The 13947-nt window shown below is 72.0% G+C and carries 16 protein-coding genes; 8 read left to right on the top strand and 8 right to left on the bottom strand.

The window, feature by feature from the left end; genetic code table 11:
• Positions 1–255 precede the first annotated feature (255 nt).
• Positions 256–459, top strand: coding sequence for a hypothetical protein (locus tag ABZ370_RS07660; RefSeq protein ID WP_358617867.1), 204 nt, complete (start codon positions 256–258; stop codon positions 457–459).
• A gap of 59 nt (positions 460–518) precedes the next feature.
• Here ABZ370_RS07660 and ABZ370_RS07655 read toward each other — a convergent pair whose 3' ends face one another.
• The gene (locus tag ABZ370_RS07655; protein ID WP_358617864.1) at positions 519–1100 is read right to left on the bottom strand and encodes a helix-turn-helix domain-containing protein; all 582 of its coding nucleotides are present in this window, start codon (positions 1098–1100) and stop codon (positions 519–521) included.
• Positions 1101–1190: 90 nt separating this feature from the next.
• Here ABZ370_RS07655 and ABZ370_RS07650 point away from each other — a divergent pair, with 90 nt between their 5' ends.
• Positions 1191–2093: an SDR family oxidoreductase gene (locus tag ABZ370_RS07650; protein ID WP_358617861.1), complete on the top strand. Its 903-nt coding sequence runs from the start codon at positions 1191–1193 to the stop codon at positions 2091–2093.
• Here the strand turns inward: ABZ370_RS07650 and ABZ370_RS07645 are convergent.
• Complete coding sequence (locus ABZ370_RS07645; RefSeq protein ID WP_358617858.1) at positions 2062–3339, bottom strand: M20/M25/M40 family metallo-hydrolase; 1278 nt, start codon at positions 3337–3339, stop codon at positions 2062–2064. The two genes, ABZ370_RS07650 and ABZ370_RS07645, sit on opposite strands and share 32 nt — an antisense overlap.
• A 241-nt stretch (positions 3340–3580) precedes the next feature.
• On the opposite strand from ABZ370_RS07645, the gene ABZ370_RS07640 reads away from it, so the two are divergent.
• Positions 3581–4876 (top strand): serine hydrolase domain-containing protein, encoded by a 1296-nt coding sequence (locus ABZ370_RS07640; protein ID WP_358617855.1) that lies wholly within the window; start codon positions 3581–3583, stop codon positions 4874–4876.
• On the opposite strand, the gene ABZ370_RS07635 is transcribed toward ABZ370_RS07640, so the two are convergent.
• The 3 genes from ABZ370_RS07635 to ABZ370_RS07625 all read right to left on the bottom strand — a co-directional run bounded on the left by ABZ370_RS07635 (position 4849) and on the right by ABZ370_RS07625 (position 6215).
• On the bottom strand, positions 4849–5364 hold the full coding sequence (locus ABZ370_RS07635) for an N-acetyltransferase (protein WP_358617852.1): 516 nt from the start codon (positions 5362–5364) through the stop codon (positions 4849–4851). The genes ABZ370_RS07640 and ABZ370_RS07635 overlap by 28 nt on opposite strands.
• A 93-nt stretch (positions 5365–5457) precedes the next feature.
• Positions 5458–6006 carry a Clp protease N-terminal domain-containing protein gene (locus tag ABZ370_RS07630; RefSeq protein ID WP_358617849.1) on the bottom strand — a complete coding sequence of 183 codons (549 nt, stop codon included), beginning with the start codon at positions 6004–6006 and terminating at the stop codon, positions 5458–5460.
• Positions 6006–6215: a helix-turn-helix domain-containing protein gene (locus tag ABZ370_RS07625; RefSeq protein WP_055553048.1), complete on the bottom strand. Its 210-nt coding sequence runs from the start codon at positions 6213–6215 to the stop codon at positions 6006–6008. The genes ABZ370_RS07630 and ABZ370_RS07625 overlap by 1 nt, the downstream gene beginning before the upstream one ends.
• Positions 6216–6320: 105 nt before the next feature.
• Between ABZ370_RS07625 and ABZ370_RS07620 the strand changes: the two genes are divergently transcribed.
• The 3 genes from ABZ370_RS07620 (at position 6321) to ABZ370_RS07610 (ending at position 8466) form a co-directional block, all read left to right on the top strand.
• Positions 6321–7013: a GNAT family protein gene (locus tag ABZ370_RS07620; RefSeq protein WP_358617845.1), complete on the top strand. Its 693-nt coding sequence runs from the start codon at positions 6321–6323 to the stop codon at positions 7011–7013.
• A gap of 78 nt (positions 7014–7091) precedes the next feature.
• On the top strand, positions 7092–7283 hold the full coding sequence (locus ABZ370_RS07615; protein WP_358617843.1) for a YegP family protein: 192 nt from the start codon (positions 7092–7094) through the stop codon (positions 7281–7283).
• Positions 7284–7359: 76 nt separating this feature from the next.
• The gene (locus ABZ370_RS07610; protein ID WP_358617841.1) at positions 7360–8466 is read left to right on the top strand and encodes a hypothetical protein; all 1107 of its coding nucleotides are present in this window, start codon (positions 7360–7362) and stop codon (positions 8464–8466) included.
• A 71-nt stretch (positions 8467–8537) separates the two neighbouring features.
• On the opposite strand, the gene ABZ370_RS07605 is transcribed toward ABZ370_RS07610, so the two are convergent.
• Positions 8538–9251 (bottom strand): TerB family tellurite resistance protein, encoded by a 714-nt coding sequence (locus ABZ370_RS07605; RefSeq protein ID WP_358617838.1) that lies wholly within the window; start codon positions 9249–9251, stop codon positions 8538–8540.
• Between the two features lie 166 nt (positions 9252–9417).
• On the bottom strand, positions 9418–11196 hold the full coding sequence (gene leuA, locus ABZ370_RS07600) for a 2-isopropylmalate synthase (RefSeq protein WP_358617836.1): 1779 nt from the start codon (positions 11194–11196) through the stop codon (positions 9418–9420).
• A gap of 326 nt (positions 11197–11522) precedes the next feature.
• Between leuA and ABZ370_RS07595 the strand changes: the two genes are divergently transcribed.
• Entirely contained in the window at positions 11523–12605 is a 1083-nt protein-coding gene (locus ABZ370_RS07595; protein ID WP_358617833.1) for a M4 family metallopeptidase, read from the top strand.
• A gap of 27 nt (positions 12606–12632) precedes the next feature.
• A complete protein-coding gene (locus tag ABZ370_RS07590; RefSeq protein ID WP_358617831.1) occupies positions 12633–12899 on the top strand; it encodes a protealysin inhibitor emfourin in 267 nt (88 codons plus the stop codon).
• A 56-nt stretch (positions 12900–12955) separates the two neighbouring features.
• On the opposite strand, the gene era is transcribed toward ABZ370_RS07590, so the two are convergent.
• The gene (gene era, locus ABZ370_RS07585) at positions 12956–13912 is read right to left on the bottom strand and encodes a GTPase Era (protein ID WP_358617829.1); all 957 of its coding nucleotides are present in this window, start codon (positions 13910–13912) and stop codon (positions 12956–12958) included.
• Positions 13913–13947 lie beyond the last annotated feature (35 nt).

The following is a 13947-nucleotide window of genomic DNA, read 5'->3' as shown; positions in this document are numbered from 1 at the left end:
GCACACGGGCGCCACGACTTAGTGGCGTGCGTCACACTCGCCACTTCCGGGGTGGCGCGTCGACCGCCCGTGACCACTACCCGACCGTACGCACGGACACCCCCTTTCCCCCGCCCCGATGTCACAGCCCTGTGCTGGGCCGGGCGTGGTCCGGTCACAACCCGGGCCGGGGGCGGGAGTGTTGCGCACACTGGATACCACGGGGCGGGTCGGCGCACAGCTGACCTGCGAAGAAGCGACACCGGAGGGTGTGCCATGGCGACTGGTTGCCGGGACTGCGAGCGGTGTACGAAGTCATGGCTGGGGCGGGTGCTGGAGAACGCGGCCGTGGGACTGATGCACGTGTGCACGATCGGCATCAGCTATCTGATCAAGAGGGGCTTCCGGCGGCACTGCCCCCAGTGCAAACACCTGCTGTCCCGGCACGCACGCCGGGCGGACGGCTCCTTCCGGGACTAGGGACCGGGGGCCAGGGGCCAGGGGCCAGGGGCTAGAGACCAGGGACCAAGGACCAGCGGCTAGGGCTGGCCGTCGAGCGCAGCAGCCGCCGCCCGGAGTTCATCCAGTGCGTGGCGTGCGAGTTCGGCGCAGGTCCGCTGGTTGGCCGGATCGGCCCACTCGTCGAAGGCGTCGTAGAAGGCGCGGACGCCGAATTCGGCGGCGAGGCTCGCGGTCGGTTCCCGTACTCCGCGCCGGCGGAGCGCGTCCGCCATGGCTCCGGCGAGTCCGGCGCGCTTGAAGGCGGCACGCTCCTGCAGTTCGCTGTTTCCGGCGATGACCGGGCGGAGCCTGGCGCTGAACTCGCGGCGCTCGTCCGTGAAGGTGGCCGTGATGGCGTCGAGGGCCGCGCCGACCGCTTCGAGCGGCGTGGCCGAGACGGGCGCCGCGGTGATCGCGTCGGCGAGGAGTCGGCTGTGGGCGCCCTGGCCCGCGAACAGCACCTCCCGCTTGTCGGGGAAGTGCCGGAAGAAGGTGGTCTTCGTGAGACCAGCCCGATCGGCGATCTCGTTGACGGTGGTGGCGTCGTAGCCCTGTTCGGCGAACAGGTCGAGTGCGGCACGCACCAGCCGTTCCCGCGCGTTCGGTTCCCATCGAGCCATGCGCACAGCATAAGTGATGTTACTTGGTACCGTCAGATCGGCTATGGTGACGGTACCGAGTCACATCGCCCAGCCCCGGGAGAGTTCCTCATGCGCGTATTCGTCACCGGCGCGAGCGGCCACATCGGATCGGCTGTGCTGCCCGAACTGATCCGGGCCGGACACGAGGTCACCGGCCTGGCCCGGTCCGATACCTCGGCCGCCGCCGTCACCGCCATGGGCGCGGAGGTGCGCCGTGGCGACCTCGCCGACCCGGACGGTCTGCGCGAGGCCGCGGCCGGCGCGGACGCGGTCATCCACCTCGCGTTCAACCACGACGCCCTGTCGCACCGCGGCTTCGCCGACGCGGCGGCCGCCGACCTGGCCGTGGTGCGGACGTTCGGCGACGCGCTGGCGGGCACCGGCAAGACCCTCATCGGTGTCGGCCTGACGCACACCGGCGACGCGAAGCGCGACGCGGCGATCGACGCGAACCCCCGCTCCGCCGTCGCGCGCGAGATCGCCGGGTTCGCGGAACGCGACGTCCGGACCGTACTCGTCGCGATCCCGCCGGTCACCCACAGCACGCGGGACAGGAGCGGCTTCATCCCCAGGCTGATCGAGATCGCCCGCGACACGGGCGTGTCCGGCTACGTCGGCGACGGCGCCAACCGCTGGCCCGCCGGGCACGCCCTCGACGTCGGCCGCCTCTACCGGCTGGCGCTGGAGAAGGCCCCGGGCGGCTCACAGCTGTACGCCGCGGCCGAAGAGGGCATCACGGTGCGCGAGATCGCCGAGACCATCGGCCGCCACCTGAACGTCCCGGCCGTGAGCATCCCCGCCGAGCAGACCGCCGACCACTTCGCGGCCTTCCCGTTCATCACCTTCGACATCACGATGTCCAGCGCGGGCACCCGGCAGCTGCTGGGCTGGGAGCCGGTCCACCCCGGCTTGCTCGCCGAGCTCGAAGACGGCCACTACTTCACCACCGGCCGGGCAGGGTCCGCTCCGTGATCCAGCCTGCCATCGCCCGTACACCGAGGCCGATGGCGCGCTCGTCCGGGGCGAAGTCGGGAAAGTGCGGGTAGGCGGTGGTGACGGGGGCGCCGGGGGTGCGGACGCCGAGGAAGGTGTACGTACCGGGGACGCGGTCCAGGTAGAGGGCGAAGTCCTCGCCGCTGAAGGGCGGGAACGCGGCCCGCAGCTCGGCCACCGCGCCCCGGCCGACCGAGCGGCGCAGATGGCGGGCGAGCCCGCGGCCGTCGCGTTCCGGGCAGACCACGGCGGGGAACGGCTCGGCGGGAAAGTCCACGGCGTACGGAGCGGCCAGCCGCCGGATGTCCGCGCGTACCTCCCGATACCGCCCCTCCGGCCAGCAGCGGTAGGACACGCTCACCGTGTCGTCCCGCGCGCTCGCCCGGACGGCCACGAAGCGGGCCAGCGGCCCGCCCGGCACCTGGGCGTCGGCGACCAGCCGCTCCAGGTCGTCCGGTGTCTGCGGCTGGGCCACCGTGGCGAGCGCGGAGATCTCGGCGGCCAGGCGCGCCGCGGCCTCGGGCGCGTCCGGCCCCGGAAGCGTCACCTCCGCCTTGTCCTGGCCCGGCAGCCCGTAGCCCGCGGTAGTGGCGAACCGGCCGACGGGGAACGGCCCGCAGTGCAGCGCGTGGATCTCCTCGGCACCGGTGCGCTCCAGTACGCCCGCGTCGATCATCGCGCGGGCCCCGGACAGAGACTCCTCGGCGGGCTGGAAGAGGAACACCACCGTTCCGCGCAGCTGCTGCCGCAGCCGCGCCAGGACCCGCGCGACGCCGATGCCCACCGTGGTGTGGACGTCGTGCCCGCAGAGGTGGGCCGTCGCCGGGCCGCCCCCGATGATGTCCTGGGGCGGCACCGCGTCCATGTCCGCCCGGTACGCCACCGTCCGGCCCGGGCGCGCGCCCCGCAGGACACCGACCACGCCGTGGCCGCCCACCCCCGTGGTCACGGCCAGCCCGGCCGCCCGCAGCTCCCGGGCCACCACCCCGGCGGTGCGCCGCTCCTGCCCGGGCGGCTCGGGGTGCCGGTGGATGCCCCGTCGCAGCGCGATCAGCCCGCGCTCCAGGCGCGCCACCTCGGCGTCCACCGTCCGCTGCGTCACCGGCGGCTTCCCGGCGGCAGCGGCCGCTTCCCCCGCACTCCCCCACGCCACCCCCGCACCGGCCACCGCCGCACCGGCCAGCAGCGTGCGGCGGGCGAGCGTACGCCCGGCGTGAAGATTCATTCCTTCGCCGTGTGTCATGCCTTCGCCGTGTGTCATGCCGCAACAATCGCCGCACGCCCACGCCGTAGCCCATCCGGCGAACCACCGGCCCGGAGTGGGGGCAGCCCCCTCGGTCAGGGTTGCGTCGGGGGCGCACCCGGGGCGGGCCAGGGTTCTGCCGGAGGCCGCGGGGGCGCCGCTTCGGCAGAGTCGATCACGCCGGAACGACCGGCCGGTCATGAGCCCCCTGGAGCATCCCGACGTGAATCCGTCCTTACGCCGTACCTCCTTACGCCGTACCTCGTGGAGAGCCCTCGCGACAGCCACCGCACTGCTGGCCGCCGTATCGGCCGGGGCCGCCGCCCCGGCGACGGCCACCGCGGCCACCACGGCGCCCGCACCCGCACCCGCACCCACGCACCGGGCCCTGACGCCTCCGCTGAACCCGAAGGCGCTCCAGGAGGCGCTGGACGAGCTGCCGAAGCACCAGGTCAGCGGGGCGCTCGCGCTGGTCTCCGGCGAGGACGGGCGGTGGGCCGGGACATCAGGGGTCGGCAATCTGCGGACCGGGGAGCCCGTACCGTCGAACGGCTCGTTCCGGATCGGCAGCGCCTCCAAGGTGTTCACCTCGGCCGTGGTGCTCCAGCTGGCCGCCGAGCACCGGCTGAGCGTGGACGACTACGTCAAGGACCATCTGCCCGGCCTGCTGCCCGGCGCGTTCGACAAGGTGACCATCGGTCAGCTGCTCAACCACACCAGCGGACTTCCGGCGAAGGGCGGCGAGGAGTTCTGGGGCGACGGGACGAGCCAGTGGTTCGTGGACCACCGCTTCGAGAGCTGGCCCATCGAGCACATCGTCAAGACGCTCGTCGGCGACAACGACCCGATGTACGCGCCCGGAAGCGCCCAGACGTACAACGGGGTCAACACCTTCGTCGCCGGGCTGATCGTCGAGAAGGTCACCGGGCGCTCGTTCGCCGAGGAGGTACGGTCCCGGATCACCCGGCCGCTCGGGCTGCGCCACACCTACGTCCCCGACGTCGGCGACGCCCGGCTGCCCGGGCCGCACTCCCACGGCTATCTCACGGTCACCGGGGCGGACGGCGGCAGCCGTCGGGCCGACGTCACCGAGCAGGCGGCCTGGCCGTGGGCCGAGGGCGGCATGATCTCCACCGCCGCCGATCTGGACCGCTTCATGACCGCGCTCTTCCGGGGCCGTCTGCTGCCGCCCGCTCAGCAGAAGCTGCTCTTCACCGTGCCGGACGTGCCCAACGTCCAGAACAAGAACTGCGCGCAGAACCCCGACCCGGCGCGGAACAGGGCCTGCTTCAGCATGGGGCTGATGAGATTCAGGCAGGACGGCCGGGAGATCTGGGGCAAGACCGGCTCCCGCCCCGGCTACACCAGCGGCATGTTCGCCACCCGTGACCTCAGCCGCCGCATCGCCTACTCGGTCAACCCCACGGAACTGACCGGCGCCGAGAGCCCGTACGTCGCCCAGCTCGTCATGTCCGCGTTCCTGCCCACGGATCAGACACGGTCGAAGGGGTCGGCGTAGGCGAAGGGCCCCTTGAGGGTGGGTTGATAGGCGGTCAGGGGGCGGGCCTGGAAGTAGTCGCCCCAGGCCGGGTCGGGGGCCGTGATGCCGTACGCGGTCGCGGGGCGGAAGCCGAAGCGGCCGTAGTACGCGGGGCTGCCGAGGAGCGCGACCAGGGATTCGCCGAAGGCGTCCGCCGCGCCCAGTATCGCGTGCATCAGCGCCAGGCCCACGCCCCGGCGCTGGTGCGCGGGGTGGACGCTGAGGGGGCCGAGCCCGAGGGCGAGATCGGGGCCGACGTGGCCCCGGGTGCACACCACATGACCGATCACCTCGCCGCGGTCGTCGGCCGCGACGAACGACAGGGCCGATAACCAGGCGTCGCAGGAACGGAGTTCCTGGAGGAGGGTGACCTCGACCGGGACCACGGCCTCCGACTTCCCGAACGCGGCCGCCGTGACGTCGCGTACGTCCGCGATGTCGGAGGAGGTTTCTCGTCGGATCAGCATCGGCACAGGATGCGCGGCGAATCGCACCCGGGGCAACCCATTTGTGTGCCGCGGAGCCCCTGGTACGGAACTTCTACGAGGAGCGCGGCCCGGTCAGCTCGCCCGGGCGCGGGTGGCGAGGGCCCGTTCGGCCCGGACGTACGTCACGTCGTGATCGGCGAGGACGTTCGCGGCGGCGCCCGGGCGGGCGAGGAGGGCGAGCAGGAGGTGTTCGTCGCCGATGTGCTTGTCGCCGCGGCCGAGCGCGATCCGCAGCGATCGTTCGAGGACCGACTTGGCCTCGGGGTCGAAACGGGCGCGGGAGCGGCGACGGCGGCGCGGGGTGGCCAGGGCGCCGACGCCGTGTTCCTCCTCCACGCGGGAGACGACCGCGTCCACGTCGATGCCGAGCCCCGCCAGCGCCTCCGCGTCCGCGGGCGAGATGCCGCCGCGGCGGCGGACGTCGGCCAGGGCGCGTTCGATCGAGGCGCGCCGTGCGGTGGCGCCCAGGGTGGTCAGGACGTGGGCGGCGGGAGTATCCGTACGGTCCAGGAGCGCGAGCAGCAGCTCGGGCTCGCCGACCGTGGCGCCGCCCGTCTCGTCCGCCCGCCGGACGGCCTCGCGGACGGCCTCGCGGGCACTGGTGGTGAACCTCTCGAACATCAACGCCTCCCATGCTTCTTGTGAACGGCCTGACGGCTGACGCCCAGCTCGGCCGCGATCTCCTGCCACGACCAGCCCTTGGCGCGGGCGCTGCGCACCTGTACGGCCTCCAGCTGCTCCAGCAGCCGGCGCAGCGCGGCGACGGCGCGCAGTCCGACGCGGGGGTCCCGGTCGCCGGCGCGTGCGGCGAGATCCGTTGCTTCGGTCATGTCTGTCAATGTACGTTGACGAAAGGGCGAGCGTCAACCCTGGTTGACTACCCGGCGGCGGTAATTGGTTCGACGCGGCCCCGGCGGCTCCGGCAACCTCTCGCCATGGACCCCCATCACTGGCCCCTCTACGGGCTCCGCCTCCACACCCCACGCCTCGAGCTGAGGCTTCCCGGCATCTCCCGGACCGATGAGCTGGCCGCCGTCGCCGCGGGCGGGGTGCACGACCCGGCGGAGATGCCGTTCAGCGCGCCGTGGACCGACACCGCCCCGGAGGAACGCGGCCGGGCGACGTTCCAGCACGTCCTGCGGACGATCGCGGAGTGGCGGCCGGAGGACTGGACGCTGAGCCTCGCCGTGCTGCACGAGGGCACGGTGATCGGACGGCAGGACGTCTCCGCGACCGACTTCGCGGTGACCCGGGAGGCGGAGACCGGCTCCTGGCTGGGCATCGCCCACCAGGGGCAGGGCTTCGGCACGGAGATGCGCGCGGCCGTGGCCCATCTGGCGTTCGCCGGGCTGGGGGCGCGCAGCGTGACGTCGGGCGCGTTCATGGAGAACGGGCGCTCGCTCGGCGTCTCGCGCCGCCTCGGCTACCGCCCCGACGGCCTGGAGACGCTCGCCGTACGGGGCGAGGCCCGGACGCTCCAGCGGCTGCGGCTGGACCGCGCGGCCTGGGAGGAGCGGCGCACGGTCCCGGTCGAGGTGCGGGGGCTGGATGCCTGCCGGGAGATGTTCGGGGCACCCGCACCCGAGCCCGCGCCCGAGCCCACTCCCGGTCACCCTGAGCACCCCTGAGCGCCCCTGATGCGAGGGCGCGAGGCCCGATTTACGGTGGTTCGAGGGGGTTGAGACGAGCCGTGGAGGTGGCATCACATGGCGGGCAAGTTCGAGATCTACGAGGACAAGCGCGGCAAGCACCGCTTCCGCCTGAAGGCGGGCAACGGCGAGATCATCGCGGTCGGCGAATCGTATGACTCCAAGTCCGCGGCCCAGAAAGGCGTGGAGTCGGTCAAGAAGAACGCGCCCACGGCCGAGATCAAGGAGATCCCGACCGACAAGTCGTAGGACCGGGCCCCGGGCACAGCTGTAGCCGCGCCGTACGGCCGACGGCGTCCGTACGGCGCTCGCTACGCTCCCGTCCGTGACCGAACCCGCGATACCCCAGACCCCGGCCACGGACGGCTCCCGGCTCCGACGGGCCCGCGCCGCCCTGGCACGCCTCTGGTCGCACCCCCGGCTGAGGTGGCCCAAACGCGTCGTGGCCGCCCTCGCGGGGTGCCTGGTGCTGTCCCTGCTCGCCGCCGGGATCGCCCTGCGGCTGAATTACGCGGGCGACCCGGAGCCCGGAACCCGGACCCGGGGCCGGGACGCGGTGTGGCTCGGCCACGCCTGGGTGGACGGCCGCAACGGCGACGCCGAACTGGCCACCCTGGCCCGCCGGATACGCGGCACCGGCATCCGCGACCTGTACGTCCACACGGGCCCGCTGCGGCACGACGGCACCCTGCCCGCGAAGCTCTACCCGCGCGCCGGGTGGCTGCTGAAGGCCGTCCGCCGCGAACTGCCCGGCGTACGCGTACAGGCGTGGCTCGGTGACGTCCTGGCCACCGAGGGCCCGACCGGGCTCCGCCTCACCGACCCGCGCAGCCGGGTCCAGGTGGTGCGCTCCGCCCGCCAGGTGCTGGACGCGGGCTTCGACGGCGTCCACTTCGACCTGGAGCCGCTGCACTCCGGCGACCGCGACTACCTCACCCTCCTCGACGACCTGCACACCCTCACCCGCGCCCGCCGCGCCCCGCTCTCGGTCGCCGCCCACCAGATCGACCCGCTGCCCGCGCTGCACTCGGTGGCGGACTTCTTCACCGGCCACCCCAAGTGGTGGTCGCAGGCGTTCTTCGGGCAGGTGGCGCGACGGGTCGACCAGATCGCGGTCATGTCGTACGACACGTCGACGCCGCTGGAGAGCCTGTACGGCGGCTACGTGGCCCAGCAGACCGCACTCGCCCTCGAAGCCACCCCACCCGGAACCGACCTCCTCATGGGCCTCCCCGGGTACCACACCAACAACCTCGGCCGCCACGCCTGGGCCGAAACGGTCCCCGCCGCCGTCCGCGGCACCCGCCTCGGCCTCAGCCGCGAGGACCGCACCCGGAAGCGGTTCGGAGTGGCCCTCTACGTGGACTTCGCCGCGACGGACGCGGACTGGTCGGCGTACCGGACGGACTGGGGCGCACCCGCCAAGGATTGACGGCGCGACAGGCGGTCACGCCCATGGAGACGACGGCCCGGCGGCCCGGCTCGCCCTGCGGCCCGGGCCGTCTAGAACGCGGCGCGGGTCGCGGCCAGGAGGCGGGCCGTGTCGTCGGGGCAGATCATGAGGGCGCGGCCGACCGTTTCGAGGACCGCGCGTTCGGCCGGGCGGTAGGGGCCGTCGGCGACGGCGATACGGGCGCCCTGGAGGAGGATCGCTTCGCGGCCGGTGGGGGCGAGGTGGGGGGCCAGGGGCTCCAGGGCCTCGTGCAGTTCGATGGCGAGCGCCGTACCGCACGGGTCGAGGCCGTCGCGCTCGCCGGTGACGGCGCCGGGGAGGCGGCCGGTGTCGGCGGCGAGCGCTTCGATGAGCGCGAGGAGCTGGCCCTCGTCGCAGTCGGCGAACCCGGCGGCGCGCACGGCGCCGACCGCGACCTGCCGTACCGCCGTGGCCTCCGTGCCGCCCGCGGCCAGGACCGCGAGGGCGACGGTGTGCACGGCGTCGCGCAGCATCGCGGAGAAGCGGACAGTGGTGGGGTGGTCCAGGGCTTCGGTGCCGAACCGGGTGGCACAGGCGGCGCATTCGACGACTGGCGCGACCGGCCCGCGGGGCAGCAGCGGCAGGCCGAGCACCACGATGCGGCGGCGGCCGGTGCGGCGGCGGTAGTTGCGGTCGCCTCCGCAGTCGGGGCAGAAGAACTCACCATCGCCGATGGTCCGCCACAGAGTGCGGACGCCTAGCACACACAGGTCCCGGTCACGGCGGGCTCGCGCGAGCACCACGTCACACCTCCATAACGCTTCGGCCACGTTGCCGCGTTGACGTGATGCTAGCCACATCTATGATGCGCCGTCAGTACCCCGAACGGAGACAACAGGCCAAACCCGAGGCCCCGCCCACCTCGCGCGGTGAACGGGGCCCCTTGTGGGTGACAGGCTCAGCGGGCGTTTACCGCCCCGCGCGGTTGACCGCGGAGACGACGGCCTTGAGGGAGGCGCGCACGATGTTGGCGTCGACACCGACACCCCACAGCACCTTCCCGTCGATCGCGCATTCGATGTACGCGGCGGCCTGCGCGGCCGCGCCCTCGCTCAGGGTGTGCTCGGAGTAGTCCAGCAGCCGTACGTCGACGCCGATGGAGCCCAGGGCGTCGAAGAAGGCGGCCAGCGGGCCGTTGCCGGAGCCGGTCAGGACGGTCTCGGCGCCGTCCACGACGGCCTCCACGGTGAGCGCGTCGGTGCCCTCACTGGTGGTGGACGTCTGGGCGGTGCGCAGCGCGATCCGACCCCACTGGTTGTCCTCCGTCGGCAGGTACTCGTCCTGGAAGGTCGCCCAGATCTGGGCCGGGGTGACCTCGCCGCCGTCGGCGTCGGTCTTGGCCTGAATCGTCTTGGAGAACTCGATCTGCATGCGGCGCGGCAGATCCAGGTTGTGGTCGTTCCGCAGGACATAGGCGATACCGCCCTTGCCGGACTGGGAGTTGACCCGGATGACGGCCTCGTAGGAGCGGCCGACGTCCTTGGGGTCGATGGGCAGGTACGGGACGGCCCACTCGATGTCGTCGACCGTCTTGCCCTGCTCGGCCGCCCCGGCCTCCATCGCCTCGAAGCCCTTCTTGATGGCGTCCTGGTGGGAGCCGGAGAAGGCGGTGTAGACCAGGTCGCCCGCGTAGGGGTGGCGCGGGTGGATCTGCATCTGGTTGCAGTACTCGGCGGTGCGGCGGACCTCGTCGATCTGCGAGAAGTCGATCTGCGGGTCGACGCCCTGGGAGAACAGGTTCATGCCCAGGGTCACCAGGTCGACGTTGCCGGTGCGCTCGCCCTGCCCGAACAGACAGCCCTCGATACGGTCCGCCCCGGCCATGATCGCCAGCTCGGCGGCGGCGACGGCCGTACCGCGGTCGTTGTGCGGGTGCACGGACAGGCAGATGTGCTCACGGCGGGACAGGTTCCGCGACATCCACTCGAACCGGTCCGCGTGGGTCGACGGCGTCGAGCGCTCGACGGTCGCGGGCAGGTTGAGGATGATCTCGCGGCCGGCCTCGGGCTGCCAGACGTCCATGACGCCCTCGCAGACCTCCAGCGCGAAGTCCAGCTCGGTGTCGGTGAAGATCTCGGGGCTGTACTGGTAGCCGAAGACCGTGTCGTCGCCCAGGATCTTGTCGGCGTACTCGACGACCAGCCGGGTGCCGTCCACCGCGATCTGCTTGACCTGCTCACGGGTGCCGCGGAAGACGACACGGCGGAAGGTGGGCGCGGTGGCGTTGTACAGGTGCACGGTGGCCTTGTGCGCGCCGCGCAGCGACTCGACGGTGCGCTCGATCAGCTCTTCGCGGGCCTGGGTGAGGACGGAGATCGTCACGTCCTCGGGGATCGCGCCCTCCTCGATGATCGACCGTACGAAGTCGAAGTCGGTCGAGCCGGAGGAGGGGAAGCCGACCTCGATCTCCTTGTATCCGATGCGGACCAGCAGGTCGAACATCTCACGCTTGCGCACCGGGGACATCGGGTCGATCAGCGCCTGGTTGCCGTCCCGCAGGTCGGTGGAGAGCCAGCGCGGCGCGGCGGTGATCCGGTTGTCCGGCCAGGTGCGGTCGGGGATCTCGACGGCCTCGTACGGGCCGTACTTGTGGATCGGCATACCCGAGGGCCGCTGGGTGACGTTCGCGGCGGTGATGGGGGTGGGGCGGCCTACGGCGCGCTGACCGGGATTGTCGGACGTGCTCATGATGCGTGGGCTCCTCTGAGATCCGCTCGTGGTGTCCGCTGGGACGAACGTCCATGGGGCGGCCGACGGGGCGTAATCACCGCAACACCGAACTCCGCGGGGAGGGGGTCGGCCTACGACTACAGGCCCTCGCCGCGGCAGCTAAGGAGAAGCAGCCCGAAACGCATGATGCCGAGCAGCCTAACGGAAGACGTGTGCGGCGCGTGGCCCCGTATCACTATGCGGACCATGGCCTCCCGTACGGAGGAATGGCTATCAACCACTCGATTTCATCAATCATGACCGCAAGGCGTGACAAGTAATGGACGCGGTGCGACATTGCCTGGATGGATGTCAACGCGAACTCCCGCGGCCGCGGTGTCTTCTGCACGATCGTGCCGCCGCATGTCCTCGACAAGCTCTCCCAGCACGAGGACTCCGCCCTCGCCGACCCCGCCCGCCGCACGCTGGAGCGGGACGCCCTGGAGCGCACCCGCCGCCGGATCACCACCGTCCGCGGGATCGCGGCCCCCACCGCGGAGGGCGCGCTCTCCGACCGGCCGAAGCGCACGATCTACGACTCCCAGCACCAGGACGCGCTGCCGGGCAAGAAGGTGCGCGGCGAGGGCGACACGGCGACCTCGGACGACTCGGTGACCCGCGCCTACAACGGCCTGGGCGCGACCTTCGAGCTGTTCCTCAAGGTCTACGGCCGCCACTCGATCGACGACGCGGGCCTGGCGCTGAACGCGAGCGTCCACTACAGCGAGGACTACAACAACGCCTTCTGGAACGGCGAGCAGATGGTCTTCGGCGACGGGGACAACGAGATCTTCCTCGACTTCACCATCCCCATCGACGTCATGGCCCACGAACTGACCCACGGCGTCACCCAGTACACCGCCAACCTGGAGTACTTCGGCCAGTCCGGGGCGCTCAACGAGTCGATGTCCGACGTCTTCGGCTCGCTCGTCAAGCAGTACGCGCTGGGCCAGAGCGCCGACCAGGCCGACTGGCTGATCGGGGCCGGGCTGCTGGCGGAGCGGGTCACCGGCGTGGCCCTGCGCTCGATGAAGGCCCCCGGCACGGCGTACGACGACGACGTCCTCGGCAAGGACCCGCAGCCGGGCACGATGGACGACTACGTGCGCACCTCGCGCGACAACGGCGGCGTCCACATCAACTCCGGCATCCCCAACCACGCCTTCTACCTGGCCGCCACAGCACTCGGCGGCAACGCCTGGGAGAAGGCCGGGCGGGTCTGGTACGACGTGCTGACCGGCGGCGAGCTGTCCCAGGACGCGCAGTTCGACGACTTCGCCCGGCTCACGGTGGCCGCGGCGCAGGCCCGCTACGGCGACGGCCAGGAGCGGGACGCGGTGCGGGAGGCCTGGGAAGGTGTCGGAATCACGGGCCTGGGCGCGCGCTGAGCCTCACCCTCGGGTACTGATGGACTCATGCGTATCTCCGTGACCCGCTCCGGCGGATTCGCCGGAATCGAGCGCCGGGCCGATCTGGACACCTCCGGACGGCCCGACGCCACCCATCTGGCCGCCCTGGCCCACCAGGCCGTCGAAACCGGCGCCCCGGCGGCCACCCGCGGCGTCCCGGACGGCTTCCACTACGAGATCACGGTGGAAGGCCGCACGGTCCACGCCGCGGACCCGCACCTCAGCGAGGCCCAGCGCGAGCTGGTGCGGACGGTCCTGAAGGAGGGCACGTAGGGGGCTCGGAAGCCCCGCCGTGTCAAAAGCCCGGCAGCCTCAGAAGCCCAGCCGCCTCAGAAGCCCAGCCGGCGCAGCTGCTTCGGGTCGCGCTGCCAGTCCTTGGCCACCTTGACGTGGAGGTCGAGGAAGACCGGCGTCCCGAGCAGCGCTTCGATGTGTTTGCGGGACTTGGAGCCGACGTCCTTCAGGCGGCGGCCCTTCGGGCCGATGACGATGCCCTTCTGGCTGGGGCGCTCGATGTAGAGGTTGGCGTGGATGTCCAGCAGCGGCTTGTCCGCCGGGCGGTCCTCGCGCGGCAGCATCTCCTCCACGACCACCGCGATGGAGTGCGGCAGCTCGTCCCGTACACCTTCCAGCGCCGCCTCGCGGATCAGCTCGGCGACCATCACCTGCTCCGGCTCGTCGGTGAGGTCGCCCTCGGGGTAGAGGGTCGGGCCCTCGGGGAGCAGCGGGACGAGCAGATCGGCCAGCAGACCCACTTGCTGGTCGCCCACGGCCGAGACCGGGACGATCTCGGCCCACTCGAAGCCGAGTTCCTTGCCGAGCCGGTCGATGGCCAGGAGCTGCTGGGCGAGCTGCTGGGGCTCGACCAGGTCGGTCTTGGTGACGATCGCGACCTTGGGCGTCTTCTTGATCCCGGCCAGCTCACCCGCGATGAAGCGGTCGCCGGGGCCCAGCTTCTGGTCGGCGGGCAGGCAGAAGCCGATGACGTCGACCTCGGACCAGGTGGTCCGTACAACGTCGTTCAGCCGCTCGCCGAGCAGGGTGCGCGGCTTGTGCAGACCGGGGGTGTCGACGAGCACCAGCTGTGCGTCGGGGCGGTGCACGATGCCGCGCACGGTGTGCCGGGTGGTCTGCGGGCGGTTGGAGGTGATCGCGACCTTCGTCCCCACCAGCGCGTTGGTCAGGGTCGACTTGCCCGCGTTGGGGCGACCGACGAAGCAGGCGAAACCCGAGCGGTGCGGGGTCTCCCGCTGCTCGGTCGGGGACGGGGAGGTACCGGCAGTCATGGCCCCTATTCTCCCCGATGCCCCGGCCCGCTCCG

The organism is Streptomyces sp. NPDC005962 (genome assembly GCF_040629205.1).
Lineage (GTDB): Bacteria > Actinomycetota > Actinomycetes > Streptomycetales > Streptomycetaceae > Streptomyces.
Note: the sequence above shows the minus strand (reverse complement) of the source record. Positions and strands in the feature narration are given on the sequence as shown.